The sequence below is a fragment of the Terrisphaera buseokensis genome, assembly GCF_047521145.2.
Classification (GTDB): Bacteria; Verrucomicrobiota; Verrucomicrobiia; order Opitutales; family Opitutaceae; genus ER46.
Genome location: NZ_CM134186.1, coordinates 3,916,715 through 3,933,301 on the forward strand (window position 1 = coordinate 3,916,715; position 16,587 = coordinate 3,933,301).

The window sequence follows — 16,587 nt, forward strand, 5'->3', positions numbered from 1 at the left end:
GCGCACCGCGCGATGTGGACGCATAAACCCGTGAAAATATCGTCACGAGCGGCCCAAAGTTTAGCCAATGAGTCGCGATTTACCCCGCCAGTTTGGTCACAGGACGGTAAGAATCAGGCACTTTGCCCCGGCAACGGAGAATAGACTCGTCATTGCCGTTGCCCTCGCCCGGACCGGACTTTAGGCGTTTCGGCTCCCTCATGGTGCTTGAAGATAATCTCCGTCGGATCGCGGGCTGGCTAGGCCTGATCACCGCCGCCTTGGGCGCGGTCGTCCTCGCCGGGTGGATGAAAAATACGAACCCGCTGGACGTCCTGCACCTTAACTCGGCGCCCATGACGCCCAACGCCGCCCTTTGTCTCTTGCTGGCAGGCGTCTCCCTGTGGCTTCAGCTTCGAACCGCACCGCTGGCCCGCCGTTGCGGGCTAACCAGTGCGGCGATTGCCCTCCTGGTTGCGCTCGCCGCCCTCGCCCACGAATTATTCCAGGTCGATCTCGGTCTGGATCGCCTTCTTGCCAGTGCCCTTCGCAGCGACGCGGACTCCACCCCGCTGCGGATGTCGGTCCATGCCGCGCTGATCATTGCCGCCAGTGCCGTCGCGTTGGTCGGACTGCGCCAGGCTCGCAGCGCGGTCAAATGGCCAATCTCCGCGTGGATGGCCAATCTCGTCATCGGGTTGAGCGCCGCGGTCCTGATGGGCGTCGAGTTCGCCACGAGTGACGACATCGTCCGTCCCCTGCGTTTCTCGAGTCATCTCGCCCTCGGGCTGCTCGTCCTGGGCATCGGCACGCTGCTGGCCCGTCCGGGAGATCCCCACATGCGCGCGCTGTTCGCCCGCTCGACCATCGGTACGCTGGCCCGCCGATTGTTCATCTTCGCCGCGATCGTGCCGCTGGTGATCAGCGGCATCCTCGCCTGGCTCGTGCGGAACGAGATCGTCACGCTGGCCGACAGCGTCGTCCTCTTCGTGGTTGCCATCATGCTCTGCGGCATCGGGGTGGCACTGTTGTCCCTGGTCACCACAGCCGGGATCAGCGAGAGCCGTGAAGAGGCGGAACAGGCCCGCGCGCAGGTCACGGCCCGGTTGCAGGAGCAGACCGCGCAACTTCAGGACACCATCGCGCGCCGCACGGCCGAACTGCGGGAGGCCAATGCCAGCCTGCGCGCCGCCGCCGACTCCAACGCACTGCTCGCACTCGTCGCGCAGAACACAGTCAACGGCGTCGTGATCACCGACGCCACCGGCCGCATCGAGTGGTGCAACGCGGCGTTCACGCGCGTCACCGGCTACGAGTTCGATGAAATCAAGGGCCGCAAGCCCGGACACTTCCTGCAGGGCGCCGGCACGGATCCCGTCACGATTGCCAAGCTGCGCGCCGCGGAACGCGACGGCCAGCCGTGCAACGTCGAAATCCTCAACTACACGAAACGCGGCACGCCCTTCTGGCAGATCATCGACCTGCAGCCCGTGCGCGATCAGTCCGGCCGGTTGGTGCATTTCATCGCGAACCAGACCGACATCACCGGGCAGCGCGCGGACAAGACCCGGCTCGAACATCTTAACCAGCGCTTCGAACTCGCCGCCCGCGCCGCGCACCTCGGCGTGTGGGAATGGGACGCCGCCACGCAGCGCAGCATCTGGGATCAGCGCACGCTCGAGATCTACGGAGTGCACGCCGACGATTTCAAGGGCACCCTAGAGGACTGGAAACGCCGGGTGCATCCCGAGGATCGCGACGCCGCGATCGCGCGGATCCAGGCGGCGATGGCGTCCTCGAGCCACTTCGAACAGGAATTTCGCATCCTGCGCGCCAGCGACGGCGCCGAGCGTTTTCTCCAGTCGCGCGCCATCGTGCAACGCGACGCCCAGGGCCGCCTGCTGCGGATCACGGGTACCGAGCGTGACATCACCGCCGAACGCGAAAGCTCGCAGAAGATGGAGGCGCTGTATGAGCGCCTGCGCCTCGCCCTCCGCTCATCAAACTACGGTGTCTGGGAATACGACCTCGTGACCGGAAAACGCATCTGGGACGATCGCATCCTCGAGATGTTCGGTATGACTCGCGCTGAATTCGACGACTCGCGTCCGATGTGGCTCGAACGCATTCACCCCGAGGATCGCGGCGCGGCCGCGGAAAACATGCGCCGCGTCATCGCGGGCGAGCTGCCGGAATACGTCGTCTCCTTCCGCATCGTCCGCCCGGATGGCACCATCCGGCACACGAACTCCCACGGCTATCTCCATCGCGATCAGCGCGGCAACCCCGTGCGGCTCGTCGGCCTCAGCCGCGACGTCACCAACGAAAAGCAGATGGCCCAGGCGCTCGATCTCGCCGAGCAGCGCTGGCAGCTTGCGATCGAAGGCACGAACGACTCGGTGTGGGATTGGGACATCGTCACCGGCCGGATTTTCCACGACGAACGCTGGGCGCGCATGCTGGGTTACGCCCCGGGCGAACTCGAGGACACGATCGCGGCCTGGAATGCCCTCGTGCACCCCGACGATCTCGCCGGGACCGAAGCCGCCGTCTACGAACACTTCGAGGAGCGGACGAAGGATTACCAGCACGCACTGCGTTTTCGCGCCAAGGACGGCACGTGGCGCTGGATTCTCGATCGCGGCAAGGTCGTGCGTCGCTCCGAAGACGGCCGCCCGCTGCGCATGGCCGGCACGCACAGCGACATCACGGAGCACAAGCTGCTCGAACAGCGCCTCCGCAAGTCCGAGGAACTCGCCAGCGAGGTCAGCCGCCTCGCCCAGATCGGCGGTTGGGAACTCGACATGATCACGCGTCGCGTGACCTGGACCGACGGCACGCGCCGAATTCACGAAGTCGACGACACATATCTGCCGACGATGGAGAGCATGTGGCAGTTCTATCCCGCCGACACCGTCGAGTCGGTCAAGGCGGCCTTCAACGACGTGACGCCCGCGTCGCCGTCGTTCGACATCGAAGTGCCGTTCATCACCGCGCGTGGTCGTCGCCTGTGGGTCCGGATTCTCGGTCACGGCGAGTTCATGCGCGGCCGGGCCCTCAACGTGCACGGCGCGATTCAGGACGTGACGTCGCGCCATGAGAGCGAAGGCGCACGCCGCCAGCTCGAGACCCAGCTGTTCCAGGCCCAGAAGATGGAAACGCTCGGCACGCTCGCGGGCGGCATCGCGCACGACTTCAACAATCTCCTGACGGGCATCATCGGCTACCACGAGCTGGCGGCGGATTCGCTGCCGGAGGATCACCCGGCGCGCACCTGCCTCGTCGAAGCGCGCAACGCGAGCCTCCGCGCCCGTGAACTCGTCGAACAGATTCTGACGTTCGGCCGGCAGACCGGTGGGGCGGTTTACGATCCGATCGACCTGCCGCTCGTCGTCGAAGAGGCGCGTCGATTCCTGCGCGCCACCCTGCCGTCCAACATCACGATCGATGTGGCGTTCGCCCCGAACTGCGGCTCGGTCCTCGCGGACGCGACCCAGATCCACCAATTGATCCTGAACCTTGGATCGAACGCCGCGCACGCCATGCGCCAGCACGGCGGCCACTTGAAGATCGCGATCGAGCCCACGGAAGTGACACCCGATCTCGCGCTCACCCTCGGGAATTCGCCCGCGAGCAGTTATGTGCGACTGTCGATCAGCGACACGGGCCACGGCATGGATGAGGCGACCCGCCGCCGGATCTTCGATCCTTTCTTCACCACAAAGAACACGCGCGAAGGCACCGGACTCGGGCTCGCGGTCGTGCACGGCATCGTGCGTTCCCATCGCGGCGCCATCGACGTGGAGAGCGCGCCCGGCCAGGGTTCGACGTTCCACATCTACCTGCCGGCCGCGAAGGCCGAGACGGAGACGGAGCCGACCGATCTCACGATGGAAACCGCCCCGCGCGGCGGCGGCGAATATGTCTGCGTGGTCGATGACGAGGAAGTCGTCGGCAGCTGCACGAAACTCGTGCTCGCCAACAAGGGCTATCATTCCCTCGTGTTCGCATCGGCGGAGAAGTGCCTCGCCGAACTCGAATCCAATCTCGACCAGTGCTCCGTCCTGATCACCGACCAAACGATGCCCGGCATGCAGGGCACCGAGCTCGCCACCACCCTGCGCCGGCGCCGCCCGGATCTGCCGGTCGTGATCATGTCGGGTTACTTTTCCAAAATCTCACCGCAGGCCCTCGACGATCTCGGCCAGGTCGAGTTGCTCGGAAAACCGTTCACCACCGACGAGCTCCTGCACGCCGTGCACCGTGCGTTGCATCCGGTCGCGAAGATCAGCTGAAGCGGCGCCATCGCCGCTCGCAGCGAGGATCAGAGTTTGACCGCGGAAAACGCGGATGGGGCGGATACACAGAGTATCAGCGCCATCCGCGGTCGATGAGCAGTCACCGCTTGGTTTTATACCAATCGCTCGCTGCCTTTGGACTTTAGCCGTGGCTACGAGCGCCAGCGAGTGGCCGAACGACCACTCGCTGGCGTTCGTAGCCACGATCGATCCAGAAATCCAAAAGCAAGGAGCGATTGGTACTACTCATAACTCTCAGCCGGACTCATGCAGTTGAAGGTTGAAAGGTGAAAGAACCGGAAACAGACGGGTGTATTCAGGACATCGTATCCACTCCGTCGATTGGGCTCGAATTCCGTCACGCACCAGTCGGTGGAAACCTGCCCGCACTCCAGGACGATTGGCTGCTGCTGGGTGATTGGGCGCTTTCAACCTTCAACTTTCACTTTTCAACCGCATGGCTCCGGCTCAGCGCTCAACTCTCTCATGCATGAGTCGGCTCAAGCTGGCAGCGGCTTGCCCTTCGTCTCGGGTGCGAACCACACGATGACGAGGCCGATCGCGTACACGAGCGTGATGATCGCCCCGGCCTTCGCGTAGCTGCCATCGAAGGACTGCATCAGAACGCCCATCTGCAGCGCGCCGACTGCGGCGAGAATGCGCCCGGCGTTGAACGCCAATCCCTGTCCGGTCGCGCGCACCCGCGTCGGAAACAACTCGGGCAGATACAACGGCAGCCAGCCGTAGAACGTCGCGGTAAAACCGCCGACTACAAACGTCAGCGCAAGGAAGTTTGCGCCATAGCTGTCGATGCCACGGAAGAGCCACGCACACGTGAGCAGCGAACCCAGACACAGCATGAAATACATGAGACGCCGGCCGAAGAATCCGCCGACCCACGCGCCGGCCAGACAGCCGACGATTGCTCCGAACGCCGACGCCGCCTGCGTGTAAGCCTTCGCCATCGGATCACCGGGCGCCATCTTGTCCGCCCAGAGCGGCAACCACTGCACCGAACCCCAGGTGCCGATCAAGGCCACCGACGACAGGGCCGTCGCGATGAGCGTCCACTTCAGCAGCGGCGGGGTGAAAATCTCGCGGAGCGGACTCGAGTTGACCGGTGCCGACTTGACCGAGTCCTGCCATTTTTCCGACTCCGGCACGAAGAGCCGCATGATGAACGTGAGGGCCGCCGGCGCCGCGCCGACGAGGGCCACCCAGCGCCACGAGTCCACCGTCACCTTGAAAAACATGCCCAGCACGGCGATGCCGGCAAAGCCGACGTTCGCCGCCGCGCCGATGATGCCGGCCATGAGCGGACGGTGTTTTTCGGGCCAGACTTCCATGACCAGCGCCACGCCGAGCGACCACTCGCCGCCCATGCCGAGTGCGGCGATGAAGCGGCAGACGCAGAGGTGCCACGGTTCGCTCGCGAAATAGATGAGTCCGGTGAAAAGCGAATACACGAGAATGCTCACCGCCATCGCTCGTACCCGCCCGACCTTGTCCCCCAGCCACCCGAAGATGACTCCGCCCAGCGCCGCCCCCACCAGGAAGGCCGCCGTCGCGTAGGCCATCCACTGGCCAACGAACGCATCGGTCAGCTGCATCCCCTGCGCCTGTTGCATCTGCAACAACGCCGGGCGCGCAATCAGCGGGAAGATGCCCATTTCCATGCCGTCGAACATCCAGCCGAGAAACGCGGCCACGAGGACGGCATAGAGCTGCTTCTTGTTTGGTTCTTTTTTTTCCATGATGGGGAGGTGGGTGGGAACGGGGTTTGAAAAAAGACGCGCTACCGGGCGTCACGTCGACCGGTAGCACAAACAGTGCAAGGCGGCATGAATTCATCGCCAGTAGCCGGTCCTGCGAGGAGAACGACCGGCGAACTCCGTCGTTTCGCCCGCTCCATCTGGCGGAATCCGGACAGGTCGACGCCCGCGGCAAGGTCGCGCAGCGCCTTCATACAGGTGGGAAATGCCATGGGGGAAACGAGCAAATCGCTGCCAAGAAGTCACACGCCCCGGGCACATGCAAGCCAGAGCGGTTCGGCCGCGGCAGTTTCGTTTCGCCCCACCCTTCCGCCGGGAAACCGGTTCCTTCCGGCCGCGCCCGGGCGCGGTGAACGCGCCTTCCCTTTCTACCTCGCCCCCCCGGGAGCAATAGCGCCCGATCTCCAGACCCAGGACGTATCCGGAAAGACATGCTTCGCGCGAATGCCTTCCATCGAGGCTCGCCAGCAACGCCCTCTCGCGCGCCGCCGTCGAGATCCGTGTGAAACGCCTTCCCGCTGCAGGTGATTCCCGCTCGACGCCCGCATCGTCGTGCGGCCACGTGAATGCGACGTCATCACTGCGAAAGTGCGCCACCAGCGCCGCCTGCGCGGCCCCGGCCTGCGTCGCCGCCACCGAAGGGAAATCCGGCGTGGGCGGGATCAGCACGAACTGCGTGTCACGCCGCACGGGCTCGACCGTCAAACCGTCGATCGCCGCCAGGACATCCGTCGACTGCGGTGGCTCACCGCGCACTGCGTCCCACCGCTCGGTGACCACGACCCGCCAGCTGGCGAGGGTCCGACGCCAATGCAGCGCCGCGATCGTGGCGTCCGCCAGCGCCACATTCAAGGCGGCGAGCAGCCGAGCCTGATCCCGCAGATCCAGGTTTCGTTCACTGGCAGCCCGGCGGGCCACGTGATTCCACGCCACAAATGGACCCGCCGCATCCAGCGAGATCGACACCGTTGCGGGCGAAAGACCTTCGAACGCCCGGGCGGCACGACCCCATACTTCGTTCGTCACCTGTCCCGTCCGGTCCACCGTGCGCACCTCGCGCGGCGCAAACTGCGCGACCGATTTCAACCGGAACGGCACCGCGCGGACCCACGGCGTCGGCGGCGGCGCGTCACCGCGCGCCAGCGCGGTCTCGGCTGTATCCACCGGGATGCGACCGAGCCCGTCCGCAGTCTGATCGAACTCATGGGGGACCCAGCCGTCCCGGGCGCGGTCACTGACCATCCGCGCCGCCGTCTCGCGTCCCATCGCGAGGCCCCGCGTCTTTTCCACGCCGTCGGGGATCATGCTCAAGAGCCGGTCGGCCAGCGCCGCGTAGCCACTGCGTCCACCCGGCCGCAGCGCCGACAGCACCTCATGCGCGGCGCCCACGACCGCCGCCCGGGGCGCCGCTAGGTCGGACGAGCTGCCGTTGCGGACGCCGCCCGCTGCGTCAACGGCGTCCGCCATGGCACGGTGCATCATCGCGTAAACGCGCGCCTCCGCAAGCGGGTCCGAACGATCCGGCGCCGTGGCCGATCCGCGCAGCAACAGTTCATTCCAGGCCAGCACGACGTCCGCGCGCAGCGGCGGCACGAGCAGCAGCAGAACAACGCCCAACGCCGCCCGGAAGACTGAAGGCGAGCAACCGGCGGCTTTTGCTTTTCTCTGATCATGGTGGCTACGAGCGCCAGCGAGTGGCGTTCCCTCGACTCGATGTCGCTCGTAGCCACAGCCGAGCTGCAAAATGAAAAAGCGTTTGGTCGGAGAAGTGATTTTCATCGCCAGGAAGATCGATTCGGACTCAAGGCCCGGTGTTCGTGGCGATCAGCGTGTTCGGTCGGAAGCAGACGACGGAGCGACGCGGGCGGGGTTGTGCACCGGCTGGCATCGGGAATCCGCCCCGAGGGGCGGCGCGAGCGCCGTGGGTCCAAGACCACGTCGCAGGCACGGGAAGAACCCGGCGAAAAACGTTTGGTTACACGGAAACATTCTGCAGCGGCGAGCCCGCGCCTGGATCTCCGATGCCGGCCGCCTGCGCCCGGTTGGTGTGCGCGCAAGATTTTGCGTCGACACGAGGACGTGATGCCTGAAAACGCGAAAACCAGGCGTCGACCGCCGCGGTCGCGCCTGGTTTTTCAGCCTCCCGCCAGAGAGGGCTTGAACGCTTACCGCTGCAGCAGCTGCAGGACGGTGTTGGGGGTCTGGTTCGCCTGCGCCAGCATGGCCGTGCCGGACTGGACCAGAATATTGTACTTCGCGTACTGGGTCGACTCCTCGGCCACATCCACGTCGCGGATACGCGAGATGGCGGAACCGAGGTTTTCGAATTCAACCTGCAGCGTGGTCGCGGCCAGCTCGAGGCGGGACTGCGACGCACCGAGCGACGCCCGCTCGGTGGCCACCTGCTGAATCGCGTCGGTGATGTCGCCGATCGCGCCAATGTCCGTGATCCCGATGGTGTAGGCGCCGGAGGCGTCCTGGCCGATGATGTTCAGCATCGCGCCCTGGCGCAGATTCGACTCGGGGATCGTCATGTCCTGACCGACGGCCTGGCCGATGGTCACCGTCAGGCCGGTCGAATTGGATCCGAAGAGGGTGATGCCGTTGAAGGCGCCGAGTGGCGTATCCACATCGACGGCCCCGCCAATTTCGGCCGTGGTGCCGCCGATGGTGTCGCGCAGCTGGTCCTGCAGGGCGGAAAACTCCTGCTGGTAAAGGGCGATGTCGGTCGGATTCTTCGTGACGTCCTTCGCCAGGATGGCGAGCTCGCTCATGCGCGACAGGATCTTCGTCATGCCTCCCATGAAGCCGTCGGCCGTCTGCACATAGGAGACGGCATTCTGCACGTTGGTCGTGGCGGCGCGCACGCGGCGGTTCTGAGCGTCGAGTTTTTCGGACACCGCGAGACCGGCGGCATCGTCCGACGGGTTGACGATCTTGGAACCGGAGGACAGGCGCGCCAGCGACCGGCCCAGCATCTCCTGGGAGGCGTTCAGGTTGCGGGCGGCGGCGATGGCTTGGATGTTGGTATTGATGACGCTCATGGCGGTGGATTTTAAAAAGGTTGGCGGAGGCGGGAATCCGTGAGCTTAGGGCTTGGGGGCTGCCACGGGCTTTTGCGGGAAGATGGGGAGCGGACCGGGCTTGCCGTTGCGGACGGCGGCGGCCTGGTTGCTCGCGGCGATGTCGGCGAGGACTTCCTTGCGGAAGATCGCGATGTCGCGGGGAGCAGCGATGCCGATTTTCACGACGTCGCCCTCGATCCGGGTGATGCGGATCTCAATGTTGTCACCGATGACGATCGCCTCGTTGACGCGGCGGGATAGAACGAGCATGGCGATGGCTCAGGCTGTGCGGGCGAACTTGGGCGCCTGCGAGTTTTCGACGAGGGGGTGATTCGCGCTGTAGCGCGAGTAGTTCGAGATGACGAGCTGGCGCCCGATCCGGGTGCGGCGGTTGACGACCAGCGGCCCGATGAGATTGGCGGTGGCCTCGACCGGGTTTTGCCGGCGAAGTGTGACGATGTTGAGAATCATCGCCTCGGCCGGATCGCGGAGATCGAGCTGCTCGGCATCGTTGTCGAAGATCTCAGGCTCATAGCCGGGCACAATCCCGCCGGGCTCAATCACGATGAAGTGGAGGTCGTCGACCTCGCTGTACAATTTCATCCACAGGAACGGCAGATGGTCCGGCAGATAAAGCAGCTCGGCACGCTTGTAGTGGGCGAAGCCGATCAGCCCCTGGGGCAACTCGAGTTGGTTGGCCGGGGAGATGTCGAGGTCGGTCGGATAGAGCTCAGGCAGGACTTTCATGATTCCGGGAAAAGGTTGGGGTCGCGGTGGGATGTTACTGGATATAATCGAGCAGGGACAGCCGCATGATGTTGGCCGACGAAGAAAGTGCGGCCTGGTAGGCGGTCTGGCTCTGGTTCAATTTCACGATGGTGGTCGGCAGATCGAGGTCGGCCTCGGACGAAATCAGCTTCTCGAGGCCCTCGGAACGATCCAGCAATTGGGAGCGGTTCGCCTCGATGCGCATCTGCACGCCGCCGTGCTCGGCGAGTGACGACACGAGCACATCCTCGCTCGCGATGAGGGCGGTCTGGGCCGTGACGACCGCGGGCGAGTTGTTCACCGTGAGCGCATCGCGCAGGGCGACGAGCTCGTTGAGAAAATTGCCGATGCCGGTGTTGGTTGCGCCAGTCGTGCTGGGTGTGACGCTTGCGCTTTCAGAAAGTTGGATCGCGGCGCGCTGCGAGTTGCCGGCGTAGGTGACGCCGGTCACCTTCCCGTTCGCATCGCGGGTCGCGGTGAACGGCGGCGTGTCGACGGCGGTGCCGGCAAACATGTAATCGTTGCGCAGCTTGCCGTTCGCCACCTGCAATGCCTGCTCAATCATCTGATCGACCTCGGACGCATAAGCGCCGGCGGCTTCGGGACTGATCGCACCGCTGCCGAGCGTGCCGATTTCCGTCGCGCGATCGGACACGCGCTTCAGCTGCTGCAAACCGGAAAACGACGTCTCGCTGATCTCCCGCGCGCGGTCGGCGTTGCGCAGATACTGCGTGATCTCGCGGCGGCTGCTTTCGAGCCCGAGCACGCGGCCCACGGCGGTCGGGTCGTCTTCGGGCTGGAAAATGCGCTGTCCCGTCGCCACCTGCGTCTGCAGTTTCGCCTGCTGCGCGCCGAGCGCCTGAATCTGGCGAATGATGTTTTCCGAGAGCGTATTGCTGGTGAGTCTCATGGGGAGTTACGTTAGACGCCCATCCGGTTGACGACATTGTCGAGGAGCTCATCGAGCACCGTGAAGACGCGCGACGACGCCTGGAACGAACGCTGGTACTTCAACAGATCGGCCATCTCCTCGTCGAGGGAGACACCACTGACGGCATCGCGCTGACCGCGCACGAGGCGCTCGATGTTGGTCTGGTCCTCGACGCGCGTGTTGGCGTCGGCCAGGGCCTGGCCGAGCTTGCTGACCGTTTTGCTGAAGAAGCCGGAGAACGAACCGTCGATGGCGTCGCCTCCGCCCGTTGAGAATGACGTGGTGGCTAACCGCGCGATGGCGAGCGCCACGGAATTGTCGCCGGCCGGACCGCCGTCACTGGCCTTCAGCGTCGACGCCGTGAGCGTGCCCACGAGCGAGATCGTCCCGGCCGTCGTACCGGACGCGACGAAGAAATCCCCCGTCAAGTTCGTCGGATTGTAGGCGGTGTTGACCGCGGTGACGAACTGCTCGGCAAGGGCATCAAGATCGTCGCGCAGGGTCTGGATGGCGCCGTCGCGCGCCGTCAGGGCGCCATGAATCGATCCACCGGAGAGACCCAGCACCGTCGCCGGGGAACCCGCGGTGATTTGCGTGCCGTTGAAAGCCACCGTGCCCTGCACGTTGCCCGCATCGACCAGCATCACGTCCGCGTTGGAGGCGTCCTTGGCCACGACCTGCACCTGGCCGCTGGCGGTTTCGCGCACCTCGATCGGCAGCTTGGCGGCGAGCTTCTCGAGCTGCGCCTCGCGCTGGTCGCGCAGGTCGACCGCGGAACCCGGGGCGTTCACCTCGAGGCGGCTGATCTGCTTGTTCAGTTCGGCGACCGAATCGAGGAGGCCGTTGACCTCGGAGACGTCGGTGTCGATCTCGGCGTTGAGATCGCTCTGGGCCTGCACCAGGCGCGCATCCGCAAGTTGGAGACGATCCGTGAGAATGCCGGCCTTCTGCAAAAGAGTCTGGCGTTCGCCATCGTCCGTCGGCCGCGCCGCGAAACTCTGGAACGCGTTGAAGAAACCGTCGATCGCCCCGGCAATGCCGCCGCCGACGCCGCCGTTGAGTTCGTTCGCTCCGGCCGCGCGGTCGATGCCCTGGCCGAGTCCGGCCTGCGCGCGCTGGTACCCCGCCTGCTCGGCCTCGAAGGAGGACTGGATCGCGATCTCCCGCAACACCTGGCCGTCGAGGAGAAAGTCGCGCACCTGTTCAACGCCGAGCGCTTCGAGTCCGAGGCTCTCCGCGCCCTGCGGCGTGATGATCGTGCCGCGATCACCGAACAGCACGCGCTGCCGCGCGTAGTTCGGGTTGTTCACGTTGGCCAGGTTCTTCCCGGTGATTTCCAACGCCCGGCTCTGCGCGGAGAGCGCTTTGACGGTCGCGTTGATGCTGGAATAGAGGCCGGCCATGGTGGTAGCGGTTTGAGAACGTTCGTTCAGCCTGCCGCGCGCAGCGTGCCGGGCGTGCTCCCGATGGAAACCGCCAGGCGGCCCGCGGGGGAATAGGTCTTGGTGAACGCCTGCGGGCGCAGCTGCTGCAGCGTGTCCTGGTGCATTTCGACCGCCCGCGACAGCATCGTGTGATTGTGCCGGCTGGTGCGGCGAACGCGGTGCAACAAAAGATTCACTTCGCTGATCAACGCCTCGATGAGCGGACGCGCGTCGTTCTCGATCAACGGGAGCATGGAGCGCAACGACGACGCGGGCGACACGCCGTTCTCGGTGGCAAACTCGGCGACGGCCTGCTCGCGGCGGCCGCGGCTGTCGGCGACGGACCGCACCTGAACCTCGATCTCCGTGGCGAAATTCAACACGGCATCCGGGTTGCGCTCGAACAGGCTGCGCTGCTGGTTTTCGAACAGGTGCAGCAGGGCGCCGTAATCGGCGAGCTCAGCGCGAAGGCATTGAGCGATGAATTCCCAGGGTTTGCTCATGAGGAGAGAGGCGTTGCGGATGAAGCGGTGCTGGCGCGAGGCGAAGTGGGTGTTGAAACGTCGGCGGCCGCCTCCGTCTTTTCCCCGCGCGGGGTGAGTTGCTGCTGCAGGTAGCGACCGAGCCCGAGGCCCTGGCCCGCGGAAAGCTGCTGGGCAACCGTGTCGGAAAGCATGTCGCCGTAGATGCTGGCGGACGCGCCGCCCTCGGCACCACCCAGCATCGACGTCATCGTCTTGCCGAGGAGTTGGCGGACGAGGATGGCTTCGAACTGCGCGGCCACGGCGGCGCGTTGGGTCGCCGGCGTCGCGTTGCGCATCGCGCTCGCGTTGAACGGCCCGCTCGGGGCGCTCGGTTGGGAAGTGATGGGTGAAACGCTCACGACTTAGTTGATGACGAGTTCGGCCTGCAGCGCACCGGAACGCTTCAGCGTTTGGAAGATGGCCATCATCTCGCGCGTCGAGACACCGAGCGCGTTGAGGGCGGCGGCGAGACGCTCGATGGTCGGCGGCTCGTTGATGATCTGAAAGCCGCCCTTGGATTCGTTGACGTTCGTCTGCGTGCTCTGCACCGCGGCCGTCTGACCGCCGCTGCTGAACGCATTGGGCTGGCTGACGCCGACGTTCGAGCTGACCGTGATGGTCAGCGAACCGTGGGCGATCGCGACTTGGGACAAGCGAACCGTGGAGGTCGCGACGATCGTGCCGGTGCGCTCGTTGATCACGATGCGGGCCAGCGTGTCGGGCGCAGATTCGATCTGGCCGAGGTCGGCGAGAAATGCGACGTCACGGCCGCGGTAACTCGCAGGGAGCGTCACGGCGATCGTCGCAGCATCGGTGGCATTCGCCGAACCCTGCCACTTGGTGTTGATCGCCTCGGCCATGCGAGCCGCGGAGGTGAAGTCGGGATTGTGGAGGAGCAACCGCACGACGTTTTCGCGGACGAACGTCGCGGGAATCTCCCGCTCCACGATCGCGCCGCTGGAGATGTTGCCGACGGTCGGATGATTCTTCTGCACGGTGGACCCACCTGCCCCACCCGCTCCGCCGAGGAAACCGCCGATGGCAACCGGGCCCTGGGCCACGGCATACACGCGGCCGTCGGCACCAAGCATCGGTGTCTGCAGCAGCACGCCGCCCTGCAGCGATTTCGCATCGCCCATCGAGGCGACATTCACGTCGATGCGCGAGCCGGACTTCATGAACGCACCGATTTCGGTGGTGAGCATGACGGCAGCGACGTTCTTGGCCTTGAGATCCGACGCATTGACGGTGAGTCCGTAACGCTGGAGGAGATTGGCCACGCTGCGCAGCGTCGCGATGGCATTGCTGTCACCGTCACCGGCGAGACCGACCACCAGGCCGTAGCCCACCAGTTGATTGTCGCGGCCGCCCTCGATGATCGTCAGGTCCTTCAAGCGCGAGGCCTGCACCGGGCTGAGCGCCCAGCCGCCGACGACGGCCAGCGTCAGGACGCGCCGGGCCAGGCGGGAAAGAGAGAGACTGAAAGAGGTGAACATCATGTTCGGCGGAATCCGTTCCGTAAATCCTACGGGCGAGAAAAGGGATCAGAGCGGTCTGAGGCGTTCGTAGATCTTGGCGAGCCAGCCACGCTTTTGCGCATCGGTCAGCGCCCCCTCGGCGTGGAACTCGACGCGGGCGTCGGCAATGTTGGTGGAGATGACACTGTTGTCGCGGGCGATGTCGTCGTGACGCACGATGCCGCGCAACACGACGTACTGGGTCTCGCCGGAGAAGCTCACGACACGCACGCCCTCGATCACCAGGTTGCCGTTGGGCAGCACATCGGTGACCTGCACGGCGGCGCGGGCTGATAGCGTCTGAGTATTGCTTACGTCACCACCGCCCGAATACGACGACGTGCCGGTGGCGCTGGTGCCCGGGAGCTGGCCCTTGTGCAAGCCGGTGCCGGAATAGACGAAACGGGAAATGGCATCCTCGAGCGAGGAATCGCGGGTGGACTTCTTGTTCTGCGAACTCTGGGCCACCGCCGACTCCGCGACAATGATGGTGAGAATGTCGCCCTTGGCCGACGCCTTGCGGTCGGCGAACATGCTCTTGCCCGTCTGACCGGCTGAGCTCCACAGCGAATCCGCCCGCGCCGCCGGCACGAACACCGTCAGCAGCAGCACGAACAGGGCGAACGCAGCGAAGCCGAGGGCGGCGTGAAGCGGCGCCTTGTCGCTGGACTTACGGTGATGGCGTGAGGTGGACATCGGATTAGAAGCGGATCTGCACGCGGTTCTCGTCGACCACCAGGGCGGCAAAAATCTTGCGGGACTCGGGATTGCGGACCGTGACCGTCTCGCCCTGCGCGCCGTTTTCCAGCGCGGTGGCCTTCATGGTCACGCTCAGCGGGCCGTCGACCGCGGACACTTCCACCGTGTCACCCTTCCGCACCAGCGGACGGCGGGCGACATCGCGCCAGGTGAGCATGCGGCCGGCGGATACGCCGCGGGCAAAAATGTAGGTGCGGTCGCCGACGGACGCCGGCAGGGCTTCGCGATCGCGCAGGGTGTCAACGCGGCGCGTCTCGAGCGCCGAAGCATCGAACGCACTACCGGTGACCAGCGGCTGCCGCGTCACCCACACATCGCGCCAGAGTTGCGCGCGAAGCACGAGGCTCGCATCGCTGACCGCCGCGCCATCAGCCGCGAGGCGGCAGCGCACCATCATCGTGCCCGTCACCGTGGTCGGAAATTCCACCACCGTCAGTTCCCAGCTGGCCGCCAGCCGGGACGGCAGCACCCAGGCGCGCTGCAATTCGATCTGCAGTTCACCTTCGAGATTGAAATGCGCGGCGATCGACCGCGTGAGCGATCCGATCAATTGGTCGCGCGTGAAGGGCGTTTGGACCGGAGCGGCATCGGCGTCATCGGCGGCCACCACGGGAGCGGCGTCGACCGGAAGGACGTTCGAGGCGGCGCGGCCCGAAGCAGCGACGAAACCGATCGCGGCGGAAATCGAAAGGAGCAGGAACGGACGGAGCGTGTGAGTGAGCGTCTTCATCAGCGTTTCATGTTCGCGATGTTCTGCAGCATCTCGTCCGAGGTCTGGATCGACTTGGAATTAATTTCGTAGGCGCGCTGGGCGACGATGAGATTCACCATCTCCTCGACGATGTTCACGTTCGAGGCCTCGATGTAACCCTGCACGGTGCGACCGAACCCCTGCTCGCCCGGCTTCCCCACTTCGGGCGTGCCGCTGGCGGCGGTCTCTTCATAGAGATTGCCACCGAGACTGCGGAGACCGGACGGGTTCGCGAAGCGCGCGAGCGTGACGGAGAAATTCTGGGTGCCGCTGGCGCTCTGCACCGTGACCTGGCCGTCCTCGGAGAGCGCGACGTTGGTCGCGCCCGGCGGAATCGGCTGAAACCCGCTGAGGATCGGCAGACCGTCAACGGTCACCACCTGACCTTGAGCGCTCAGCTTGAAGGAACCGGCGCGGGTAAAACCCACCGTGCCATCGGGCCGTTGCACCTCGAAAAAGCCGTCGCCTTGAATCGCGATGTCGAGCTTCTCGCCCGTGTTCGTGAGCTGGCCCTGCGTGAACACCTTGGACGTGGCCGCGACGCGCGAACCGTTGCCCACTTCGACGCCGGTCGGCACGAGATTGCCGCCGCCGGAATCGGTGCCCGACTCGCGGGGCTTCTGATAGAGCAGATCCTGGAACTCGATCTTGCTGCGCTTGAAGCCCGGGGTGTTCACGTTCGCGAGGTTGTTCGCGATCGTGTTCAGGTTGAGCTGCTGCGCCTCCATGCCGGTGGCCGCCGAATAGAGCGAGAGATTCATCGAGAGAGAGCGGGGTTGCGCGACAGACCGGTCTCAAC

At 65.2% G+C, this 16,587-nt stretch carries 14 protein-coding genes; 1 reads left to right on the plus strand and 13 read right to left on the minus strand.

All coding sequences use genetic code 11. The annotated features are described in order from the left end of the window. Positions 1-200: 200 nt before the first annotated feature. Positions 201-4,274, plus strand: coding sequence for a PAS domain-containing protein (locus ACLJEU_RS14580; RefSeq protein ID WP_414661716.1), 4,074 nt, complete (start codon positions 201-203; stop codon positions 4,272-4,274). Between the two features lie 503 nt (positions 4,275-4,777). On the opposite strand, the gene ACLJEU_RS14585 is transcribed toward ACLJEU_RS14580, so the two are convergent. The 13 genes from ACLJEU_RS14585 to flgG form a co-directional block, all read right to left on the minus strand. Continuing rightward, the gene (locus ACLJEU_RS14585) at positions 4,778-6,031 is read right to left on the minus strand and encodes an MFS transporter (protein ID WP_414661715.1); all 1,254 of its coding nucleotides are present in this window, start codon (positions 6,029-6,031) and stop codon (positions 4,778-4,780) included. 93 nt (positions 6,032-6,124) lie between these two features. After that, a complete protein-coding gene (locus tag ACLJEU_RS14590) occupies positions 6,125-7,828 on the minus strand; it encodes a hypothetical protein (RefSeq protein ID WP_414661858.1) in 1,704 nt (567 codons plus the stop codon). Between the two features lie 386 nt (positions 7,829-8,214). After that, positions 8,215-9,093, minus strand: coding sequence for a flagellin (locus tag ACLJEU_RS14595; protein WP_414661714.1), 879 nt, complete (start codon positions 9,091-9,093; stop codon positions 8,215-8,217). Between the two features lie 45 nt (positions 9,094-9,138). Next, positions 9,139-9,384 (minus strand): carbon storage regulator CsrA, encoded by a 246-nt coding sequence (gene csrA / locus ACLJEU_RS14600; RefSeq protein ID WP_414661713.1) that lies wholly within the window; start codon positions 9,382-9,384, stop codon positions 9,139-9,141. A 9-nt stretch (positions 9,385-9,393) separates the two neighbouring features. Further along, positions 9,394-9,861, minus strand: coding sequence for a flagellar assembly protein FliW (gene fliW, locus ACLJEU_RS14605; RefSeq protein WP_414661712.1), 468 nt, complete (start codon positions 9,859-9,861; stop codon positions 9,394-9,396). 34 nt (positions 9,862-9,895) lie between these two features. After that, positions 9,896-10,792, minus strand: a complete 897-nt coding sequence (gene flgL, locus ACLJEU_RS14610) for a flagellar hook-associated protein FlgL (RefSeq protein ID WP_414661711.1) — start codon at positions 10,790-10,792, stop codon at positions 9,896-9,898. Positions 10,793-10,803: 11 nt separating this feature from the next. Continuing rightward, complete coding sequence (gene flgK / locus ACLJEU_RS14615) at positions 10,804-12,216, minus strand: flagellar hook-associated protein FlgK (RefSeq protein WP_414661710.1); 1,413 nt, start codon at positions 12,214-12,216, stop codon at positions 10,804-10,806. 26 nt (positions 12,217-12,242) lie between these two features. Then, positions 12,243-12,740, minus strand: coding sequence for a flagellar protein FlgN (locus tag ACLJEU_RS14620; RefSeq protein ID WP_414661709.1), 498 nt, complete (start codon positions 12,738-12,740; stop codon positions 12,243-12,245). Then, a complete protein-coding gene (locus tag ACLJEU_RS14625) occupies positions 12,737-13,120 on the minus strand; it encodes a hypothetical protein (protein WP_414661708.1) in 384 nt (127 codons plus the stop codon). Before ACLJEU_RS14625 ends, ACLJEU_RS14620 begins: the two co-directional genes overlap by 4 nt. A gap of 3 nt (positions 13,121-13,123) precedes the next feature. Next, positions 13,124-14,260 (minus strand): flagellar basal body P-ring protein FlgI, encoded by a 1,137-nt coding sequence (locus tag ACLJEU_RS14630; protein ID WP_414661707.1) that lies wholly within the window; start codon positions 14,258-14,260, stop codon positions 13,124-13,126. Between the two features lie 45 nt (positions 14,261-14,305). After that, the gene (locus ACLJEU_RS14635) at positions 14,306-14,974 is read right to left on the minus strand and encodes a flagellar basal body L-ring protein FlgH (RefSeq protein WP_414661706.1); all 669 of its coding nucleotides are present in this window, start codon (positions 14,972-14,974) and stop codon (positions 14,306-14,308) included. 4 nt (positions 14,975-14,978) lie between these two features. After that, positions 14,979-15,767 (minus strand): flagellar basal body P-ring formation chaperone FlgA, encoded by a 789-nt coding sequence (flgA, locus tag ACLJEU_RS14640; RefSeq protein ID WP_414661705.1) that lies wholly within the window; start codon positions 15,765-15,767, stop codon positions 14,979-14,981. Further along, a complete protein-coding gene (gene flgG / locus ACLJEU_RS14645) occupies positions 15,767-16,549 on the minus strand; it encodes a flagellar basal-body rod protein FlgG (RefSeq protein ID WP_414661704.1) in 783 nt (260 codons plus the stop codon). The genes flgA and flgG overlap by 1 nt, the downstream gene beginning before the upstream one ends. Between the last annotated feature and the right edge of the window lie 38 nt (positions 16,550-16,587).

Coding starts and splice junctions, on each gene's coding strand:
- ACLJEU_RS14580 (WP_414661716.1), top strand. CDS start 201: ATGGTGCTTGAAGATAATCTCCGTCGGATCGCGGGCTGGCTAGGCCTG.
- ACLJEU_RS14585 (WP_414661715.1), bottom strand. CDS start 6,031: ATGGAAAAAAAAGAACCAAACAAGAAGCAGCTCTATGCCGTCCTCGTG.
- ACLJEU_RS14590 (WP_414661858.1), bottom strand. CDS start 7,828: ATGAAAATCACTTCTCCGACCAAACGCTTTTTCATTTTGCAGCTCGGC.
- ACLJEU_RS14595 (WP_414661714.1), bottom strand. CDS start 9,093: ATGAGCGTCATCAATACCAACATCCAAGCCATCGCCGCCGCCCGCAAC.
- csrA (WP_414661713.1), bottom strand. CDS start 9,384: ATGCTCGTTCTATCCCGCCGCGTCAACGAGGCGATCGTCATCGGTGAC.
- fliW (WP_414661712.1), bottom strand. CDS start 9,861: ATGAAAGTCCTGCCTGAGCTCTATCCGACCGACCTCGACATCTCCCCG.
- flgL (WP_414661711.1), bottom strand. CDS start 10,792: ATGAGACTCACCAGCAATACGCTCTCGGAAAACATCATTCGCCAGATT.
- flgK (WP_414661710.1), bottom strand. CDS start 12,216: ATGGCCGGCCTCTATTCCAGCATCAACGCGACCGTCAAAGCGCTCTCC.
- ACLJEU_RS14620 (WP_414661709.1), bottom strand. CDS start 12,740: ATGAGCAAACCCTGGGAATTCATCGCTCAATGCCTTCGCGCTGAGCTC.
- ACLJEU_RS14630 (WP_414661707.1), bottom strand. CDS start 14,260: ATGATGTTCACCTCTTTCAGTCTCTCTCTTTCCCGCCTGGCCCGGCGC.
- ACLJEU_RS14635 (WP_414661706.1), bottom strand. CDS start 14,974: ATGTCCACCTCACGCCATCACCGTAAGTCCAGCGACAAGGCGCCGCTT.
- flgA (WP_414661705.1), bottom strand. CDS start 15,767: ATGAAGACGCTCACTCACACGCTCCGTCCGTTCCTGCTCCTTTCGATT.
- flgG (WP_414661704.1), bottom strand. CDS start 16,549: ATGAATCTCTCGCTCTATTCGGCGGCCACCGGCATGGAGGCGCAGCAG.